The sequence below is a fragment of the Clostridium sp. Marseille-Q7071 genome, assembly GCF_965112025.1.
This window is the reverse complement of sequence record NZ_CBCOPR010000001.1, coordinates 3,173,831-3,196,264: the sequence shown is the minus strand read 5'-3', so window position 1 is coordinate 3,196,264 and position 22,434 is coordinate 3,173,831. Positions and strand designations below refer to the sequence as shown.

The window sequence follows — 22,434 nt, the reverse complement described above, 5'->3', positions numbered from 1 at the left end:
AATTATTATTGAAAATACTAGTTTTGATAAGTCTTATAATAAACTAAAAAATAAGAAAGAGGGATTTTATGTTACTAAATGAAAATAGCTTTACAAGTGAATTACATGAATATTCACTTACACCATATCAACAGGATATTTGGATAAAGCAACAAATATATCCTAAGAATGCTCTTTACAACATTGGAGGATATATGGAAATAAAGGGAAAGATAGATTTAGATATCTTTCAGAGGTCCATAAATATATTAATAGAAGAAAATGATGCACTAAGAATAATGATTAATGAAGTTAATGGAGAACCTACTCAAAAGTTTTTATCAAAATTAAATTATACTGTACCTTTTCATGATTTTTCAGAAAAAGAGAAATCAGAGGAGTATACTTTACAGTGGCTACAATCAGAAATGATAAAACCTTTTAACCTAAATAACAATATTCTTTTTCAATTTGAATTAATAAAAGTTAATACAAATTTATATTATTGGTTTACAAAAATACATCATGTAATTGTTGATGGATGGTCAATCTCTCTTATAAACAAAAGAGTTATGAAAATATACAACAGTCTTATAAAAGGAGATCTTCCAGGAGGAGACAATTTATATTGTTATAAAAATTTAATACTAGAAAATAAAGAATATTTAAATTCTAAAGAGTATGAGAGAGATAAGATTTATTGGAAGAAAAAATTAGAAGTATTAACAGATCCTCTTATCACGAAAAAAGCAGATACAGAGAACGATATAAATAACTATATAGTAAGTTCTAGGAAAACATTAACTATAAAACGTTCAGCTTATAATAAAATAATAAAAATTAGTAAGGAAAATAATTGTTCTGCTTTTCATTTTGTTTTAGGAACAATGTTTACTTATTTTTCAAGAGTTTATGACAAAGATGAACTTATAATTGGTGTACCAGTTTTAAATAGAAGAAGTGATAAACATAAATCTACAGTAGGACTTTTTGTTAATTTATTACCATTAAAGATAAAAATTGATAATAATTTAAAATTTATAGATTTCGTTGTAAATATAAAAAAAGAATTGGTTGAAAGTTATAAACATGAGCAATTTCCTTTAGGACATATAGTTAGAGAAGTCTATAGCAATAGTGGCCATGAGAAAAACTTATTTGATGTAGTACTTTCTTATCTAAAGCATGATTATTCTCAAAAGTTTTCTGACTATGAAACAGAGTACAAGCTACTTGCGAATAGATGCGAAAGAAATGCACTAACGACTTTTGTAAGTGATTTTGGAGATGAGAAAGATATAAATATAGATTTTGATTATCAACTTAAAGTATTTGATGAGAGTTTTCCTATCGACAGTGTTATTTCACACTTTGAAAATTTATTGTATCAACTTGGTAATAACCCTTATAATCGTCTTTGTGATATAGATATTATTACAAAGGATGAAAAGAGAAAAGTTTTATATGATTTTAATAATACAAAGACTGAATATCTAAAAAATAAAACAATACATGAGTTGTTTGAAGAACAGGTGAAAAATACACCTAACAATATAGCAGTAGTATATAAAGATAAGCAGCTAACCTATAATGAATTAAATGAAAAATCCAATTATCTAGCAAAATTATTAAGGGATAAGGGAGTAAAAGTAGATACAATAGTAGGAATAATGGTAGAAAAATCTTTGGAAACGATAATTGGAATATTAGGAATATTAAAAGCAGGAGGAGCTTATTTACCTATAGATCCACAATATCCTAATAAGAGGATAAAGCACATTATAAATGATAGTAATGTAAATATAATATTAACTAAAAATTATTTTATAGAGGATATAAATTTTAATGGAGAGATAATAGAATTTGAAAATGTAATGGATTCTATTGAGGGATTACCTAATTTACCAAATATAAATAAGCCAGAGGATTTGGCTTATGTAATATATACATCAGGTAGTACTGGACAACCAAAAGGAGTTGCAGTAGAACAGAAAAATGTAGTAAGGCTTGTAAATAATACTGATTATATTAAATTTAAAGAAAATCATAGAATATTGCAAACAGGAGCAATAGTATTTGATGCTTCAACCTTTGAGATTTGGGGAGCATTACTCAATGGTTTGCCATTGCATTTAATCAGTAACGATATACTTATGAACGTAAAAAAATTAGAACAATATATTCAAGAGAATAAAATAAGTACTATGTGGTTAACGTCACCATTGTTTAATCAAATATCAAAAGAAAAACCGGAAATGTTTGAAAATCTAGAATACCTTTTGGTAGGAGGAGATGTATTATCAACTAAACATATAAATAATGTGAGAAGTAAAAATAAGAAATTAAATATTATAAATGGTTATGGACCAACAGAAAATACTACATTTTCTACATGTTTTCACATTAATAAAGATTATAAGGAAAGCATTCCTATAGGAAAACCAATAGCTAATTCTACATGCTATGTTCTAAATAAATATGAGAGGTTGCAGCCTATAGGGGTTTATGGAGAACTATATGTAGGTGGTGATGGATTAGCTAGGGGATATATAAATAACGAAGAACTTACTAAAGAAAAATTTATAGCTGACCCTTTTATAAAGGGAGAAAGAATTTATAAAACCGGTGATTTAGTGAGATGGTTGCCAGACGGGAATATAGAATTTCTGGGAAGAATAGATCACCAGGTGAAAATTAGAGGATTTAGGATAGAACTAGGAGAGATAGAATCGAAACTCTTAAAAAATGAAAAAATAAAAGAATCAGTAGTTATAGCTAAAGAAGATGAAGATGGTAATAAATATATTTGTGCCTATATATTAGGAGCCGTGAATTTTACTGTTAAAGAATTAAGAAATTATCTTTTAAAAGAGTTACCAGAATATATGATACCGTCATATTTTATACAACTAGAAAAAATGCCTTTAACATCAAATGGAAAAATAGATAGAAAGAGATTGCCAGAACCAGAAGGCGAAATAGATACAGGAGTAGAGTATGAAGGAGCAAGGGATGAAATTGAAAAGAAACTAGTAGAAATATGGAAAGATGTATTAAATGTTGAGCGGGTAGGAATAAATGATAACTTCTTTGAAATAGGGGGACATTCTTTAAAAGCTACATCTCTTGTAAATAAAATATGTAAAGAGTTAAATGCAGAAATTTCCTTGGGAGAAATATTTAGAAATACTACTATAAAAAGTCTTGGAAAACATATAAGGAATTTAGATAAAAGTATATATTCATCAATAGAGAATGTAGAAGAAAGCGAGCATTATGCACTATCCTCAGCACAAAAGAGAATGTATATACTAAACCAAATTGAAGATGTAGGGGTAAGCTATAACATACCAATGATAATGACAATAGAAGGTAAATTAAATACCAGTCAATTTGAAAAAACAATAAAAGAACTTGTAAAAAGACATGAGTCCTTTAGAACAGCTTTTGAGTTAATAGAAGGTGAACCAGTACAAAAAGTATATGAAGAGGTAGATTTTAAAATAATCTATGATGAATTAAGAGAAGATAGAATAAAAAATAAAATAGAGGAATTTATACAACCATTCGATCTTAGTAAAGCGCCACTGTTAAGAGTAGAACTCCTAAAACTATCAAAAAATAAACATTTATTTATGATGGATACTCACCATATAATATCAGATGGAATATCAATGAGAATATTTATAAAAGAATTTATTAGCCTATATGAAGAGAAGAAATTGCCAAAGGTTAGGATACAATATAAAGATTTTTCACATTGGCAAAATAACATATTAAAAACTAAAATCGTTGAAAAACAAAAAGAATATTGGTTAAACAAATTTAATGATGAAATACCTGCATTAAATATGCCAACAGACTATACAAGGCCTGCTGTAAGAAGTTTTGATGGTGATGTAGTGAATTTTGAAATAGAAAAAGAATTAGTAGAAGAGATAAATAAACTTGCAGCTAAAACAGAGACAACCTTATATATGATATTACTAGGAGCTTATAATGTATTGTTATCTAAATATACAGGTCAGGAAGATATAGTTGTAGGAACACCAGTGGCTGGTAGGAGACATTCTGATTTAGATAATATAATAGGAATGTTTGTAAACACTATTGCAATGAGGAATTATCCTAAAGGAGAAAAAGGTTTTAGGGAATTCTTAGAAACAGTTAAGGAAACAGCATTAGAAGCATATGAAAATCAAGATTATCAATTTGAAGAATTAATTAGCCAATTAGATATAGCTCGAGATCTTAGTAAGAATCCATTATTTGATGTGATGTTTACACTCCAAAATATTGATATAGGGAATATAGAAATTGAAGGATTAAAATTTAGTCCACATGAATTTGAAAATAAAATATCCAAGTTTGATATTACATTAAGCGCTATTGAATTAAAGGATAAAATAATTTTTAGCTTAGAGTATTGTACAAAGCTTTTTAAAAGGGAAACTATAGAAAGATTATCAAAACATTATGTAAATATACTAAAAGAGGTAACAAATAATGTAGAAATAAAGTTATCAGAAATAGAGATTTTATCACAGGAAGAGAAAAAACAGTTAATTTATGATTTTAATAACACAAAGACTAAATATCCAAAAGATAAAACAATACATGAGTTATTTGAAGAACAGGTAAAAAATACACCTAATAATATAGCAATAGTATATGAAGATAAACAGTTAACCTATAGTGAATTAAATAAAAAATCAAATTATTTAGCAAGAGTATTAAGGGATAAGGGTGTAAAAGCAGATACAGTAGTAGGAATAATGGTGGAAAAGTCCTTAGAAATGATAATTGGAATATTAGGAATATTAAAAGCTGGAGGAGCTTATTTACCTATAGATACAGAGTATCCTCAGCACAGAATAAAGCACAATATAAATGATAGTAATGCAAAAGTGTTACTAAGTAAAAGTTATTTTATAGATGGAATGGATTTTAGTGGAGAAATAATAGATATAGAAAATTTAATAAATTCTGTTGAGGAATTACCTAACCTACCAAATATAAATAAGCCGGAAGATTTAGCTTATATAATATATACATCAGGTAGTACTGGTAAGCCAAAAGGAGTTGCAGTAGAGCAGAAAAATGTAGTAAGGCTTGTAAAAAACACTAACTATATAAAGTTTAAAAGAAATCATAAAATATTACAAACAGGTGCAATAGCATTTGATGCTTCAACCTTTGAAATTTGGGGGGCATTACTCAATGGATTGCCATTGTATTTAATTAATAATGATGTACTTATGAATGTAAAAAAATTAGAACAATTTATTCAAAAGAATAAAATAAGCACTATGTGGTTAACATCACCATTATTTAATCAAATATCAAAAGAAAAACCAGAAATATTTGAAAAACTAGAATATTTATTGGTAGGAGGAGATGTATTATCCACTAAACATATAAATAATGTGAGAAGTAAAAATAAAAAAATAAATATTATAAATGGTTATGGACCAACAGAAAACACTACATTTTCTACATGTTTTCACATCAATAAGGACTATGAGGAAAACATTCCTATAGGAAAACCAATAGCTAATTCTACATGTTATGTATTAAATAAACATAGAAGATTACAGCCAGTAGGAGTTTATGGAGAACTATATGTAGGCGGTGACGGGTTAGCTAGAGGATATATAAATAATAAAGAACTTACTAAAGAAAAATTTATAGATAATCCTTTTATAAAGGGAGAAAGAGTTTATAAAACTGGTGATTTAGTAAGGTGGCTAGAGGATGGAAATATAGAATTTTTAGGAAGAATAGACCATCAAGTGAAAATAAGAGGATTTAGAATAGAACTTGGTGAGATAGAATTACAACTTTTAAAAAATGAAAAAATAAAAGAAGCAGTAGTAATAGCTAAAGAAGATGATGGAGGTAATAAATATATTTGTGCTTATATAGTAGGAACGGTGAAATTTAACGTTAAAGATTTAAGAGAATATCTTTTAAAAGAGCTACCAGAATATATGATACCGTCATATTTCCTCCAATTAGAAACAATGCCTTTAACATCAAATGGAAAAATAGATAGAAAGAGATTACCAGAACTAGAAGGGGAAATAAATACAGGAATAGAGTATGAAGCGCCAAGGAATGAAATTGAAGAAAAATTAGTGGAAATATGGAAAGATATATTAAATGTTGAGCAGATAGGAATAAATGATAACTTTTTTGAAATAGGAGGACATTCCTTAAAAGCTACATCTCTTGTAAATAGAATATGGAAAGAATTAAATATAGAGATTTCATTAAAAGAAATATTTAAAGATGCTACTATTAAAGGTCTTGCTGATTACATTGTGAATATAGAAAACAAAGAAACATCAATATTAACAAATGAAACTGATCTTTTAAAATTGGAAGAATTGTTAAATGAAGTAGAAGATTTAGATGATGATAATGTATTGGGCTTAATATTATAATTATTTAAATTTATTCAAGCATATTGAAAAATAACTAGTCAGCATGAGTATGATAGCGTATTTTGAGATATATAGTTGTTGGAACTAATTGATATAGCATTATCAATAAAATCAAGCGTACTGTTAATACAAAATACTTTATACATCTTTGACTAGTTATTTTATTTGAAATGCTTAAAATTATAAATTTACACTGAGTTAAATTTTTATTATCTGTAATTGTAGAATAAGCAATCAACTATAAATGATTTGAGCATAAGGAGGAGCTAATAAAGATGAATGATTTATTAAAAAGAATTTCAAAACTACCACCTGAAAAGTTGAAACTTTTGGAGAAGCGCCTTAAGGAAAATAATATAGATATTAATCAAAATATTTTAGATATTAAAGAAAATAAATTTGAATCAATAGAACCTGTAGAAGATAGAAATTATTATTTGTTGTCATCTGCACAAAAAAGAATGTATATACTGGATCAAATTGAAAATGTAGGTATAAGTTATAATATACCAATGATAATGACAATTGAAGGAAATCTAAATATAAATCAATTTGAAAAAACAATGAAAGAACTTGTAAGAAGGCATGAATCCTTTAGAACAGCCTTTCAGGTAGTGGATGGTGAACCAGTACAAAAAATATATAAAAATATAGAGTTTGAGATAGCACATAGCGAAGCAAGAGAAGATGAGATAAAGAGCAAAATAGAGGGATTTGTAGAGCCATTTGATCTTAGTAAAGCACCACTTCTAAGAGTAGAGCTCATAAAATTATCAACAAACAAACATCTATTTATGATGGATACTCATCATATAATATCAGATGGAGTATCAACAGGAATATTTATAAAGGATTTTATTAGTTTGTATAAAGGTAAGGAATTACCAGACCTTAGTATACAATATAAGGATTTTTCACAGTGGCAAAACAATATATTAAAAACTAAATCTATTGAAAAACAAAAACGGTATTGGCTAGACAAATTTAGAGGAGAAGTACCTGTATTAAACATGCTAACAGACTATAGAAGACCTAACATAAAGAGTTTTGAAGGTGATGTAGTAAAATTTGAAATAGAAAAGGAATTAGTAGAAGATATAAATAAACTTGCAGCTAAAACAGGTACAACCTTATATATGATATTACTAGGAGCTTATAATGTATTGCTATCTAAATATACAGGTCAGGAAGATATAGTTGTAGGAACACCAGTAGCTGGTAGGGCTCATTCTGATTTAGATAATATAATAGGAATGTTTGTAAATACCGTTGCAATGAGGAATTATCCTAAAGGAGAGAAAAGCTTTAGAGAATTCTTAGAAACAGTTAAAGAAACATCACTAGAAGCATATGAAAATCAAGATTATCAATTTGAAGAGTTAATTAGTCAGTTAGATATAACTCGAGATCTTAGTAAGAACCCATTGTTTGATGTGATGTTTACACTCCAAAACATTGATATAGAAAATATAGAAATTGACCAATTAAAATTTAGACCATATGAATTTGAAAATAAAGTATCTAAATTTGATATTACATTAAGTGCTATTGAATCAAAGGAAAAGATAACTTTTGATTTACAATATTGCACGAAACTCTTTAGAAGAGAAACTATAGAAAGATTATCAAAACATTATATAAATATACTAAAAGAGGTAACAAATAATGCAGAAATTAAATTATCAGAAATAGAAATTTTATCTAAAGAGGAGAAAGATAAGCTGCTTTATGATTTTAATAGTGATAAAATTGAATATCCTAAAGATAAAACCATACATGAACTATTCGAAGAACAAGTAAAGAGGACTCCTCACAATATAGCAGTAATATATGAAGACAAACAATTAACCTATGACGAGTTAAATATGAAAGCAAATAAGCTGGCGAGAGTATTGAGAAAAAAAGGAGTTAAAGCTGATTCTATAGTAGGAATAATGGTAGAAAGATCTTTGGAAATGATAGTAGGAATATTAGGAATATTAAAAGCAGGAGGGGCGTATTTACCTATAGATCCGGACTATCCAAAAGAAAGAGTGGAGTATATCCTAAAAGATAGTAAAAGTAAATTATTATTAATTAGGAAAAAAAGTTCAAATAATATAGATTTTTTAGGAGAAACTATAGATTTACTAGATGAAGAATTATATAGATGTGAAAGAAATAATTTAGAAAGAATAAATAATTCTAAGAGTTTAGCGTATATTATATACACTTCAGGTTCAACTGGAAATCCTAAAGGGGTAATGGTAGAACATAAAAGCGTAATTAATACACTAGTATGCATGGAGAAAAAATATCCCTTAGGACATGAAGATACTCACTTGTTAAAAACCAAATTTACATTTGATGTGTCAGTAAGTGAACTATTTGGTTGGTTTGTAGGAAGTGGTAAGCTTGTAATAATGAGTAGTAATGAAGAAAAGGATATAAGTGCTATTATTAATTTAATAGAGAAACATAAAGTAACACATATTAATTTTGTACCAGCTATGCTAAATCTGTTTATGGAAAGTATAGGAGATGATTTAGATAAAATAAATAGTTTAAAATATGTGTTTGCTGCAGGAGAGGAATTAAAAACAGATATAGTTTCTAATTTTTATAGTAAGTTTAATACTATAAGATTAGAAAATTTATATGGGCCAACAGAAACTAGTATCTATTCATCTAGATATTCAGTAGATAAAAATTTAAAATATATTAGTATACCTATAGGGAATCCTATTGAAAATACTCAAATATATATTATGAATAATAATCAACTAGCACCAATAGGCGTTGCAGGGGAATTATGCATATCAGGAGATGGCCTAGCAAGAGGATATTTAAACAAGCCAGAATTAACTGCAGAAAAGTTTATAGAAAATCCCTATAAGTCAGGTGAAAGAATATATAAAACTGGTGATTTAGCAAGATGGTTACCAGACGGAAATATAGAATTTTTGGGAAGAATAGATCATCAAGTGAAGATAAGAGGATTTAGAATAGAGCTTGGTGAGATTGAAGCACAACTTCTAAAGAAGGAAAAGATAAACGAATCAGTAGTAATAGCTAGAGAAGATGAAGGTAGTAATAAATATATTTGTGCTTATATAGTAGGAACGAGAAATTTTACTGTTAAAGAATTAAGAGAATGTCTTTTAAAAGAGTTACCAGAATACATGATACCATCATATTTCGTACAGTTAGAAGTAATGCCATTAACACCAAATGGAAAAATAGATAGAAAGAGATTACCGAGGCCTGAAGGCGCAATGGATATAGGTATAGAGTATGAAGGCGCAAGAGATGAAATTGAAGAGAGTTTAGTAAAAATATGGGGAGATATATTAAAGGTCGATGTGATAGGAATAAATGATAACTTCTTTGAACTAGGAGGACATTCTTTAAAAGCTATGTCTCTTGTAAATAAGATATGCAAAGAGTTAAATGTAGAAATTTCTTTGGGAGAAATATTTAGAAACTCTACTATAAAGAGTCTTGGAGAGTATATAAGAAATTTAGATAAAAGTATATATTCTACAATAGAAATTGTAGAGGAAAAGGAATATTATCCATTATCCTCTGCACAAAAAAGAATGTATATACTAAATCAAATTGAAAATGCAGGTATAAGTTATAATATGCCGATGATAATGACAATTAAAGGTGAATTAAATATAAATCAGTTTGAAAAGGCAATGCAAGAACTTGTAAGAAGGCATGAATCTTTTAGGACAGCTTTTGAATTAATAGAAGGTAGACCAGTACAAAAAATATATAAAAATGTGGAGTTTGAAATAGTTTATAGTGAATTAATAGAAGGTGAAATAAAAGATAAAATAGAGAATTTTATACAACCATTTGATCTTAGCAAAGCACCGCTTTTAAGAGTAGAGCTGATAAAACTATCAAAAAATAATCATTTATTTATGATGGATACTCATCACATAATATCAGATGGAATATCAACAGGAATATTTATAAAAGAATTTATTGCATTATATGAAAATAAAAAATTACCAAAGTTAAGAATACAATATAAGGACTTTTCACAGTGGCAAAATAATATATTAAAAACTGAATCTATTAAAAAACAAAAAGAATATTGGCTAGATAAATTTAAAGATGAAATACCTGTATTAAATATGCCAACAGACTATATGAGACCTTCTACGAAAAGTTTTGAGGGCAATTTAATAAAATTTGAAATAGAAAAGGAATTAAAAGAAGATATAAATAAACTTGCAGCTAAAACAGGGACAACTTTATATATGGTATTACTAGGAGCATATACCGTCCTATTATCCAAATATACAGGTCAGGAAGATATAGTTGTAGGAACACCAGTAGCAGGCAGGGCACATTCTGATTTAGATAATATAGTAGGAATGTTTGTAAACACCATCGTAATGAGGAATTATCCTAAAGGAGAGATGAGCTTTAAGGAATTCTTAGAAAAAGTTAAGGATACTGCATTAGAAGCATATGAAAATCAAGATTACCAATTTGAAGACCTAATTAGCAATTTAGATATAAATAGAGATTTTAGCAAGAATCCATTATTTGATGTGATGTTTACATTGCAAAATATGGACATGGAGAATATAGAAATTGATGGATTAAAATTTAGTTCATATGAGTTTAAAAATAGGATATCTAAATTTGATATTACATTAAGTGCTATTGAAACAAAGGAAAAGATAATTTTTAATTTAGAGTATTGTACAAAACTTTTTAAAAGAGAAACCTTAGAAAGATTATCAAGGCACTATGTAAATATACTAAAAGAAGTAGTAAATAATATAGAAATTAAATTATCGGAAATAGAAATGCTATCAGAAGAAGAAGAGAAACAGCTGCTTTATGATTTCAATGCTACAAATGCTAAGTATCCTGAAGATAAAACTATATATGAACTATTTGAAGAACAGGTAAAAAATACTCCTAACAATATAGCAGTAATATGTGAGGAGAATAAGCTAACCTATAGGGAATTAAATGATAAAGCAAATAAGTTGGCAAGAGCATTAAGGGAGTGTGGAGTCAAGGCTAATTCTGTAGTCGGAATAATGTTAGAAAGATCTTTAGATATGATAGTGGGGATAATTGGCATATTAAAATCTGGAGGAGCATACTTACCTATTGAATTAGAGTATCCTAAAGATAGAATAGAATATATGATACAAGATAGTAAAGTGGATATATTACTTACTCGTCACAAATTGTTAAAAAAAATAACTTACAGTGGAGAAGTATTAGATATAGATGGTGAAAAAATTAATTCACAGAGTGAAGAAAATTTGAAGAAAGTAAATACTTCACGAGATTTAGCATATATTATTTATACTTCTGGATCTACTGGAAAGCCAAAAGGAGTAATGATAGAGCATAAAAGCGTTACAACTATGCTTCAATGGAGAAGAAAAGAATATAAGTTAAATTCTGTGGATAGTGTGCTTCAGTTATTTTCTTATGCTTTCGATGGGTTTGTAACAAGTTTTTATACACCAATTATCTCTGGAGCAAAAGTAGTTATTTTAAGTGACATTGAAGCAAAAGATGTTTTTGTGATAAAAGATAAAATATTAACACATAATATTACACATTTTATAACAGTACCATCTATGTGCTTAGCAATAATGGATTCTTTAACTACAGAAGAAGCAAAAAGTTTAAGGATAATAACATTAGCGGGAGAAAATCTAACTTCTAAGGTTGTTGAAAAATGTAAAAGTGTTAACAAAGAAATTGAAATAGTTAATGAATATGGACCAACTGAAAATAGTGTAGTTACAACAATTATGAGAAATGTTGATGCAAATAAAAAAATAACAATAGGCAAACCAAGAGATAATACAAGAATATTTATAGTAGATAAAAATAATAAAGTTCAACCAATAGGGGTAGCAGGGGAACTATGTATATCTGGAGATGGTATTGCAAGGGGATACTTGAATAAACCAGACTTAACAAGAGAAAAGTTTATATTAAACCCATTCGACCCAAATATAAGAATGTACAAAACGGGAGATTTAGCAAGATGGTTGTCAGATGGAAATATAGAATTTTTAGGAAGAATAGATCATCAAGTAAAAATAAGAGGATTTAGAATAGAATTAGGTGAGATAGAATCACAGTTGTTAAAAAATAAAAAAGTAAGGGAAACAGTAGTAATATCTAGAGAAGATAAAAATAATAACAAGTATATTTGTGCTTATATAGTTGGGGATAATGAAATTAATACTCAAGAATTGAGAGGATATCTTTCAAAAGAGCTACCAGAGTATATGATACCATCATATTTTGTACAACTAGAAAAAATACCAGTAACGCCAAATGGAAAGGTTGATATAAGAGCATTAGAGCAATATGATAAATTTATTGACATAGGTACAGTATATGAGGCACCAAGAAACTTTATAGAAGCTAAAATGGCCTCTGTATGGGAGGAAATACTAGGAATAGAAAGAATAGGAGTAAAAGATAATTTCTTTGACTTAGGTGGAGATTCTATTAAAGCAATTCGTATTGTATCTAAATTAATTGTTGATTTTGAAATAAAAATAAATGATATTTTTGAATGCAAAACTATATCTCAGTTGTCTAAAAAAGTATCTTTTAAGAAAAATAATCTTAAGATGAAAATTGATTCTTTTAAAGAAGTAGCAGTTACTTTAGAAAGTTCAAACAACAGTTCAATTTTTGATAAAAAGTTAAATAGTAGTATTATGACTTATCGAGAGCTAAATAAAGCATATGATCAAATTCATGTTATTAAAAAAAGAAAGTACAAAAATATTTTCTTAACAGGAGCAACAGGATATTTAGGTATGCATATTCTACATGAATTATTGAATAGTGATGATGTAACAATTCATTTACTTATAAGAGGGAAAAATAAAGAAGAAGCAGAAAAAAAATTAATGAAAAATTTTGAATTATATTTTGGAAGTAATATATATGAGGTTTATTCAGATAAGATATCCATAATAAACGGAGATATAACAAAGTATAATTTTGGGTTGGAAAAAGAAATATATGAAGTTTTAGCTGAAACTGTAGATTGTATTATTAATTCTGCTGCTAATGTAAAGCACTATGGTCATTATGAGGATTTTTATGATGTGAATGTAAAGGCTGTTGAAGGGTTGATAGAATTTGCTAAATTTGGCCAAAAGAAAGATTTAAATCACATTTCAACTATTAGTGTAGGGTCAGAAAAAGCAGATAAGGGAGATATGTTATTTAGTGAATATAACGATGAATTAGAAAGCCATATTGATAACTATTATATAAAGACTAAAATTGAAGGAGAAAGAGTTGTCTTAAAGGCAAGAGAAGATGGTATTAATACCAATATATTTAGAGTAGGCAATATTGTTTTTAATTCAAGAACAGGGGTATTCCAAAAAAATATAGATGAGAATGCTTTTTATTCACAGCTAAAATCCTATATAAATTTAGAAGCAATGCCAAAAATAAATTCAAGTTATGATTTTTCCTTTGTTGATTATGTAAGTAGGGCAATTATTTTGTTATATGATAGAGCAGATTTAAAAAATGAAATATATCATATATTTAATCCTAATTCTGTAACTCCAATTCTAATAGGGGATTTATTAAATAAATTAGGTCTTTCAATTGAAATGAAGTCCTTTGAAGATTTTTTAGAATATGTATATGATAACTATAATAGAGAGGATTTAAGAGAGCATATAGACAATTTCTTAGTACACTCTAATATATTGAACAATGAAGAGAATAAAGCCTTTGTAAGTATATGTGAAAAAACTCAAATATTACTTAAGCAAGCAGACTTCGTATGGCCAAGCTTAAATTTAGAGCATATGAATAAAATGATAGATTATTGTAGAAAAGTTAATTTTTTAGAATGATAATATACTATTATAATTTAGCAATTTTTATAGAAAAGTTGTTTGAATTTTATTTTACTATGTGGTAAGAATAGATAAACAAATTATTTAAAAGAATAGTGAAAAATATTGAAGTATTGGAAGATTTCTTAAATTTAAAGAAAGAGGAAGATATAATTTATAACTAATTAAAAACTTCTTCTGTTATTTTTCTAAGAGCAATAATGCTGCAAAAATAACAGAAGAAGTTTAATTATATTTTTATTATTTTTCTTTAAAGATTAATATAGATAAAGAAGTTAATTCAAAAAAATTTATTTACTTTAGTGGAAGGTTCGAAGAAAAACTTGTTACTGTCCACTTATCATTATAATTGCTTAATTTAAGATGTCCAGACATAGGAACTTCTTCACTAGATTCATTTTCAAAAGATTTTTTTATTAGAGTTCCAGTATATTCGTAATCATAGATACCTTCTTCAGAAGAATTAACTTTAATTAAAGTAACATCTTTTACTTCTAGTGTATATTTGTCTCTATGAGAACTCTCAAGTTGAGAAATTATAATTTTTTCGCTAATTGTTATTAAATATAAATTCTCTTCAAAATAATCCTTAATAGGGCTATGTAATTTATCAGCAGATTCTGCACTAGTTACCCCATCTATGCCGAGCTTTGCATATAGATCTATGCGATCCTTATCAAAGGTATAATATTTGATTACAACATCCTTAGCGATATCATCAGGATTGATGGTTTCTGATTTTTCTTTTGTGCAACCAATTAAAGAAAATGAAAATAAAATACATAATATTGATAAAAGTTTTTTCATATAAATACCTACTTTCCAATTTTATCATCTACATTATATCATAATTTTGGAACAACTTGAAAATATTAAGGATAAATATTGGTGAATTTTACAAATACGATAAAAATTTAGGAAATATAAAAAAATCTGATTAAATTGTAAGAAAATATTTAAATAAAGTAAAAAATATATTATAATTAAGTCATTCTACTAAAAGTATTTATATATTTAAAATTTATTTTATACAAAGTTTTATTATGATTGGAGGTAAAAAGATGACAGTAAAGGAAAGAATAGAAAAATTAAGAGCCTTAATGAGAGAAAAGAATATTGAGGCTTATATTATTCCTAGTTTTGACTCTCACCAAAGCGAGTATGTAGCTGAACATTATAAATCAAGAGCATGGATATCAGGATTTACGGGGTCAGCAGGTACAGTTGTTATCACATTAAATAGCGCAGGATTATGGACAGATGGAAGATATTTTATACAGGCAGAAAAACAATTGCAGGGAAGTGGAATTGAATTATTTAAAATGGGACAACCAACAGTTCCAACCTACATTGAATGGATAAAGGAAAATGTAGAAAAAAACTCAACTATAGGTTTTGATGGAAAGGTATTTCCTGTTTCCTTATATAAGGATATGTCATTAAAATTTGCCTCTAAAAAGTTTAAAATTGAAACAAGATTTGATTTAGTAGGTGAGATTTGGGAAGATAGACCGGCACTTCCATCAGAGCAGGTATTCATTCATGATGTTAAGTATGCTGGAAAAACCAGAAGCAAAAAATTAAGTGAAGTTAGAGATAAAATGAAAAAAATAGAAGCTAATTATTTTATATTAAGTTCACTAGATGATATAGCATGGTTATTTAATATAAGGGGAAGAGATATAGATAAAAATCCTGTAGTTATTTCTTATGCTGTAATAGATGAAAATAAAGCTTATTTATTTATTAATTTATCTAAAATATCAAGAGAAATATCAGAAGAGTTAAAAGGTGAAAATATTGAAGTTAAGTCATATGAAGAGATAACAGAATTTATTGAAAGTATACCAGAAGATAAAGTTGTAACATATGATCCAGCTAAAACTAATGTAATGATTTTAGATGCTATAAGATCTGATATTACTAAAATAGAGGAAGTAAATATAACAACTAAATTAAAAGCTATAAAAAATAAAATAGAAATAGAAAATACAAGAAAAGCTACAATTAGAGATTGTGTTGCTGAAGTAAGATTTATAAAATGGCTAAAAGAATCAGTTTCAAGAGGTGAAAAAGTAACAGAAATATCTGCTTCTAATAAATTAACTAGCTTAAGAGCTGAAGATGAATTATTTATAGAACCAAGTTTTAATACAATAGCAGGATATAAAGATCATGCTGCTATGATGCACTATAGTGCAACTCCAGAAACAGATTATGAATTAAAGCCAGAAGGTTTATTCTTAATTGATTCTGGTGGACAATATTATGATGGCACCACAGATATAACAAGAACAATAGTTTTAGGATCACTAACAGAAGAGCAAAAAAGAGATTTTACCTTAGTTGCTAGAGGTAATATTGGATTATCTAAAGCTAGATTTTTAGTTGGTACTGTGGGATGCAACCTAGATATACTTGCTAGAAAACCACTTTGGGAAGCAGGAATAGATTACAAATGTGGTACAGGACATGGCGTAGGATATCTATTAAATGTTCATGAAGGTCCACATGGAATATCTAGAGTTCCATCAAATGTTAAGTTAGAAGTAGGTATGAACCTAACTAATGAACCAGGTGTCTACAAAGAAGGTAAGCATGGTATAAGATTAGAAAATACATTGTTTGTAACTGAGGATGAAGCAACTGAATATGGTGGAGAATTTTTAAAATTTGAAACTATAACATTCTGTCCTTTTGATTTAGACGGAATAATTCCAGAGATGATGACTGAAGATGAAAGAGAATGGCTAAATAATTATCATAAACAAACATATGAAAAGTTATCCCCATATTTAAATGAGGAAGAAAAAGCATTTTTAAAATATGAAACAAGAGCTATATAAATAAAAGGAGGATTTCCTAAGTTTTTAGTAGCGGACTTCCTTTAGAGATACAAAAAGGAAAAATACAATGATTTTTGCACTCCTTTTCTTAATCAGATAAGAAGAAACATGTCTACCCTTAAAACCCCACTTGTTACAGCGAGAGTCTAGGGAAAGAGTTATAGTTACTGTAACTACAATCCAAAATTAACTACTTTAAGAATGTTTTATAACTTCCGCTGGGCTTTAGAGAATGGTAATGGCGATGCGCCAATTCTTGCACAAAGAATAGACGTTAAAGATAATCACTTCCAGTATAATGCGTAATATATTTCTCTTAATATATTAGTATTTGTAGATAATCGGTATATAATATAAGTACATACTTGTAAAAAAATGTGTACTAAAGATTATTCAAATTTTGTTTAGGAGGCTATTATATGGAGGATAGTATTATAGCTGATTTGAAAGGTGGTTATGGGATAATTTGTAATCAAATTACTCCAGTAACAGGTGGATTGTTGAATCTGAAATGGAAGGTTTCTACTGAAAAGGGCGAGCTTTTGGTCAAACAATACAGCACTAAGCGGTTTCGCAGAGAACAAATTGAGAGAATCGAGTCCGCACTGCAGCGGCAGATTATCCTTGAAAAAAAAGGCGTTCCCTGTCCGTTTCTCTGGCAGCACGGAGACCGTGTAATTCGTTGGCTGGATGACAAAACAGCTTATATGGTCATGGATTTTCGCTCAGGAAAGACCGAAAAAGCCAATACAATCACAATAACACAAATGCGAAGTCTAGGCAGCGCCTGTGCTGTAATGCATAAAGCATTTTCACAATTACTGGAGCCTTCAGTCAAGAGCCTACCCGTTTTTGGCGGTTATACGATGGATTTATTATGGGAAAACTTTAACTCTCGTATGACGAAATGCTCGCCGGACGCTCATGTTGAATATCGGAAAGCTTTGCTTGCGCTGGAGCCGATTTTGAAGCAGCTTAGCACCGAATTTTTTTGATAAGTTTCCCAAAGGACTCGCCCATGAGGATTTTCAACCCGGAAATATCCTGTTCGATGTGGATTGCGTATCTGCTGTCGTTGATTTCGATCGTAATTGTTACAGCTATATTTGGCATGATATAGGAAGAGCGATACTGTCTTTTGCGTTGGAAGGCAATGTAATGAATGTCGAAAAGGTGCATGCTTTCCTTGAAGGCTATACACAGCATTCAGAGCTAACTTTGCCTAATATAGCGGACGCTTTGAGGCTTTCATGGTGCATTGAAACACCGTGGTGGATACAGCCGGAATTTTTTAGAGAATGTGACGAAATTCCAAAGCGTTTCAAAGATGAAATGCTTTGGTTGACAGAACACTGGTCTGAGATAGATTCTTTATTATGTTTCTAATAAGTATGATCAGAACTTGCTTTACTTCACAATGTTCTTATATTCTTCATTAAGACTTAAATAATTAAATGTAAAAAACTATGCTAAACGACTAATTAGTATAGTTTTTTTTGTTACAAAAACCGTTGTAAAAATTGCTGTTATTTTTAAGTTCACACTTCTAAAATAAAACCGTTAAGTTTTAGAAAGTTCTTTTTTTATTTATATATCAATTTTAAGATTAATTTATATAAAATAAAAACTAACAACGCAATTATTAATAAACTTTTATTTTATATAACTATAGACATAGAAAAATAAATATATTATAATTAAAATATAGATGAAAATGATTATCAATATCATTATTAGAAGGTGAGAGTTTATGATAAAGAAAAAAATTAAAAATAGATTAGTCGTATTATTAATTGGTTTATTAAGTTGTATGATAATTTCAACTATAGATAGAAATGTAAACGGAAAATTAATAAAAGAAAACAATGTTCCTAGCAAAGTTATGTTAATGAGGAGTAATTAATTTCTATAGTATAAAACTTTTAGCCTAGGTAAAAATAAGGCTGAAAGGAGTGAATAGTATGGATAAAACCAATAATAGCAATAATAAAGGGAAAAGAAGACAAAAGATAAATAACTTACCTAAAAATAAAGGAAATAAAAAGACTTCACCAAGATATGTAAATTTTGATGGTGAGCCAACTGAATAGATAAACTATAAATCTCTTAGAATGTCCTAAGAGATTTTCTTTTATATTACTCCACATTTATAAATAGGTGTATTATTTATATCCATAATATATAATAGAATTAATAGTAAAATCTGAAATACATTGATTAGGAGTGCACTATGGATAAGGTTATATTAAGGGATATAGAAAAATTAGAGAACTTTGGAAGATTGGATAAAGATATATTAATAGAAATTTGTGATAAAAGTTACAAAACAAGTTTTCATAGGGGACATCAACTCTTTATGGAAAGAGATGTAGTAAATAATATCTATATAGTTTTAAGTGGAAAAGTATCTTTATATAAAATATCAGAAGAAGGACAAAAGCGAGTAATATTTATACTGGGAGAAGGAAGTATAATAAATGATGTAATAATTGATAATGGAAGCTCTTCAGTAAATTGTGAGATTTTTGAAGATAGTGTCATCATGATAATTAATAAAGATGAATTACTAAAGCTTATGGAAAAATACTTTTCACTAACTAAAGTAGTTATAGAATCTATGACTAAAAAAATTAGAAGAACTTATAGGCAACTAAAAAATACAGTGCCATTAAAAATTGAGAAAAAACTAGCAGCAAAACTTTGGAAACTTTCAAAAGATTATGGAGTAGATGGGGAAAAGGGCACATTAATTGATATGACCATGACTGTTACATATCTTGCAAACATGTTTGGGTGTTCAAGAGAAACAATGTCTAGAGCTATAAAAGTATTGGAAGATAAAAATCTCATAGCTATAAAAAATAAAAAAATAACAGTTATTAATAGAGAAAATTTAGCTAAATATTTTAAGGGTATGTGATAATGTACTTAAAATATAAAAAATAATTGAAAAACACCAAACATATCTAAGAGTAAAAAAACACTTATGATATGTTTGGTGTTTTTTCATGAGGAGAGATAGAAAATCAGGGAAAGATTAATTATTAATAATGACATAAATAAAACTTTTGAGGAAGATACAGAAGAATTTATAAGATATTGTAAAGTTAAAGATTTAAGAGAAGCAACAATAAAAACATATAAAGATTTTTTGCTTATTTGGCATAAGTTCTATTCTTATAATAGTCCTATAAATAAAATAAATAATAAAACTATAGAAGACTTCATACTTTTTTTGAAAGAAAATAGGCAAGTTAAGGATGTTAGTATAAAATTTTTATTGCCTATTCTTATAATAAAAAACTTAAATTAGATTACATAATCATAATTATGACTATTCAACTTAAAGTAAACTAAAACAAGAGGTGATAATATGGAACAAGAAATAGTAAAAGTAGCGATTAGTCAAGGATTAGGATACGCATTATTTGTATTCTTATTAATTTATGTTCTTAAAACTACACAGGACAGAGAGAATAGATTAAATGCTACTATAGAAAAAAACCAATCAATTATACAAGATTTAGCAACAAAATTAAATGTTATTGAAGATGTAAAAAAAGACGTACAAGATATAAAAAATAAAATTAATTAAGGATGTGATAAACTTGAAAATTGGTATAGATTGCGGTCATACACTTAGTGGTGCTGACTATGGAGCAGTAGGAGTAAAAGCAGAATCTGTATTAACTAGAGAAGTAGGGTCTAGGGTTATAAATAAATTAAAAGCATTAGGTCATAGCGTTATAAATTGTACTATAGATACTTGTAATAGTTTAGAAGAAAGTCTAGCTTACAGAGTAAATCAAGCCAATAACAACAATGTGGATTTATTCATTAGCATGCACTTTAATGCTTACAATGGACAGGCACATGGAACTGAAGCATTTACATGGAGTGGCATTCCAAGAAGCCACTAGAGTATTAAATAATTTAGTAGGACTTGGATATACAAACTGAGGGATTAAAGATGGCAGCAATTTATATGTAATAAGAAATACAAAGGCTAAAGCAATGTTAATAGAATGTTGTTTTTGTGATAGTAAAGAAGATATGGATAAATATGATGCGGAAAGAATGGCTAGTGCAATTGTAGAAGGAATTGTAGGGAAGTCTATACCTAACAATAGTAATTGGTATTCTTTAGATGGAAAGGTAGGTATTGTTACTGACAAAGACGGCTTGAATGTAAGACAGAGTAAATCTACTAATAGCAAGATATTAGGTGTTTTACAATATGGAAAAAAGGTAAGATTATACAGAAAAGAATGGGAGTGGATACACATTTACTATCCTAAACATGGTGGATATGTACATGGTGATTATATAGAAGTGTTGTAGTTTTAAAATTAAATAGTATGCTTTTAGAAATATTTATTACTAGTTTATGGAATATATGGATATATATTTGGTATAATATATTGAAATACTTTTAGGATTAATCCTTTATTGTGATAAATGGTATGTAAATCAAGGAGGAATAATAATGGGCGAAAAAATGGTTTATTTATTGGTAGGATTTATAACATTTTTTATAGTAGAGTTTTTGGCCACAAATGTGGGCTCAGCACTTGGGGCTGGTGTTCATGAGGCAGGTATTATAGTTACTGCAATTTCAATATTATGTGCAATAGTAGTAGTATGTACATTTATAATTGTTGATGAAATAAAAAAACATGCTAATACGAAATAAAACGATATTAATGTACTTTATAAGGTAGTTCTTAACTTAAGTTAGGAGCTACCCTCTTTTTTTATTTGTATATATGCATTTAATTATCTACATTATTAATCTTACATTAATAATACATTCTGTGCAAATAGAGGAATTAAAGTTATAATTAATGCTTGGTTGTATAAAATTGCATAAAATGAGCATTTAAGATACTTATAGTCGTACTCATATCTTGCAAACATGTTTGGGTGTTCAAGAGAAACAATGTCTACAGCCATAAAAGTATTAGAAGACAAAAATCTCATAGTCAGGCATCTTCAAAAAAATAATAGAGCAGTATTATTAGCCTATTTTCCACCATACTGCGTTGTCAGAACCCTCTCATAGTGCCACTATGAGTAGAACCTGACGCCTTGTCTGATAGAAAATATGCTAACATCTTTGATCTATTATTTTCTTTCAGATGCCTTATAAAAAATAAAAAGATAACAGTTATTAATAGAGAAATTTTAGCTAAATATTTTAAGGGTATGTGATAAAAATCACATACTTTTTTTTATATATCACTTAGAATTAGAGTGAGTAATAGGGAACTTATTGTTAATATT

General features: G+C 27.9%; 11 protein-coding genes and 2 pseudogenes. 11 read left to right on the top strand and 2 right to left on the bottom strand.

Annotation, left to right across the window (positions count from 1 at the left end):
* Positions 1-68 precede the first annotated feature (68 nt).
* Positions 69-6,425, top strand: a complete 6,357-nt coding sequence (locus ACWPW7_RS15130) for an amino acid adenylation domain-containing protein (RefSeq protein ID WP_454054180.1) — start codon at positions 69-71, stop codon at positions 6,423-6,425.
* 275 nt (positions 6,426-6,700) lie between these two features.
* Positions 6,701-14,302: an amino acid adenylation domain-containing protein gene (locus tag ACWPW7_RS15125; protein WP_454054179.1), complete on the top strand. Its 7,602-nt coding sequence runs from the start codon at positions 6,701-6,703 to the stop codon at positions 14,300-14,302.
* 297 nt (positions 14,303-14,599) lie between these two features.
* Here the strand turns inward: ACWPW7_RS15125 and ACWPW7_RS15120 are convergent, their stop codons facing one another.
* A complete protein-coding gene (locus ACWPW7_RS15120) occupies positions 14,600-15,112 on the bottom strand; it encodes a hypothetical protein (protein ID WP_454054178.1) in 513 nt (170 codons plus the stop codon).
* A gap of 254 nt (positions 15,113-15,366) precedes the next feature.
* Here ACWPW7_RS15120 and ACWPW7_RS15115 point away from each other — a divergent pair, with 254 nt between their 5' ends.
* The 9 genes and pseudogenes from ACWPW7_RS15115 (at position 15,367) to ACWPW7_RS15075 (ending at position 21,844) form a co-directional block, all read left to right on the top strand.
* Complete coding sequence (locus ACWPW7_RS15115) at positions 15,367-17,151, top strand: aminopeptidase P family protein (RefSeq protein ID WP_454054177.1); 1,785 nt, start codon at positions 15,367-15,369, stop codon at positions 17,149-17,151.
* Positions 17,152-17,570: 419 nt separating this feature from the next.
* Complete coding sequence (locus tag ACWPW7_RS15110; RefSeq protein ID WP_454054176.1) at positions 17,571-18,146, top strand: phosphotransferase; 576 nt, start codon at positions 17,571-17,573, stop codon at positions 18,144-18,146.
* Positions 18,147-18,159: 13 nt separating this feature from the next.
* Positions 18,160-18,537: pseudogene (locus tag ACWPW7_RS15105) on the top strand (phosphotransferase); the annotation flags it as partial.
* A 364-nt stretch (positions 18,538-18,901) separates the two neighbouring features.
* Complete coding sequence (locus ACWPW7_RS15100) at positions 18,902-19,054, top strand: hypothetical protein (protein ID WP_454054175.1); 153 nt, start codon at positions 18,902-18,904, stop codon at positions 19,052-19,054.
* A gap of 58 nt (positions 19,055-19,112) precedes the next feature.
* Positions 19,113-19,241, top strand: coding sequence for a clostri-philic family protein (locus ACWPW7_RS15095; protein WP_252120199.1), 129 nt, complete (start codon positions 19,113-19,115; stop codon positions 19,239-19,241).
* Between the two features lie 140 nt (positions 19,242-19,381).
* A complete protein-coding gene (locus ACWPW7_RS15090; protein ID WP_454054174.1) occupies positions 19,382-20,071 on the top strand; it encodes a Crp/Fnr family transcriptional regulator in 690 nt (229 codons plus the stop codon).
* 453 nt (positions 20,072-20,524) lie between these two features.
* Positions 20,525-20,746 (top strand): BhlA/UviB family holin-like peptide, encoded by a 222-nt coding sequence (locus ACWPW7_RS15085; protein WP_039629937.1) that lies wholly within the window; start codon positions 20,525-20,527, stop codon positions 20,744-20,746.
* 13 nt (positions 20,747-20,759) lie between these two features.
* Positions 20,760-21,492, top strand: a pseudogene (locus tag ACWPW7_RS15080) (N-acetylmuramoyl-L-alanine amidase).
* 145 nt (positions 21,493-21,637) lie between these two features.
* Entirely contained in the window at positions 21,638-21,844 is a 207-nt protein-coding gene (locus ACWPW7_RS15075) for a hypothetical protein (protein WP_454054173.1), read from the top strand.
* 101 nt (positions 21,845-21,945) lie between these two features.
* On the opposite strand, the gene ACWPW7_RS15070 is transcribed toward ACWPW7_RS15075, so the two are convergent.
* The gene (locus tag ACWPW7_RS15070) at positions 21,946-22,131 is read right to left on the bottom strand and encodes a hypothetical protein (protein ID WP_454054172.1); all 186 of its coding nucleotides are present in this window, start codon (positions 22,129-22,131) and stop codon (positions 21,946-21,948) included.
* Between the last annotated feature and the right edge of the window lie 303 nt (positions 22,132-22,434).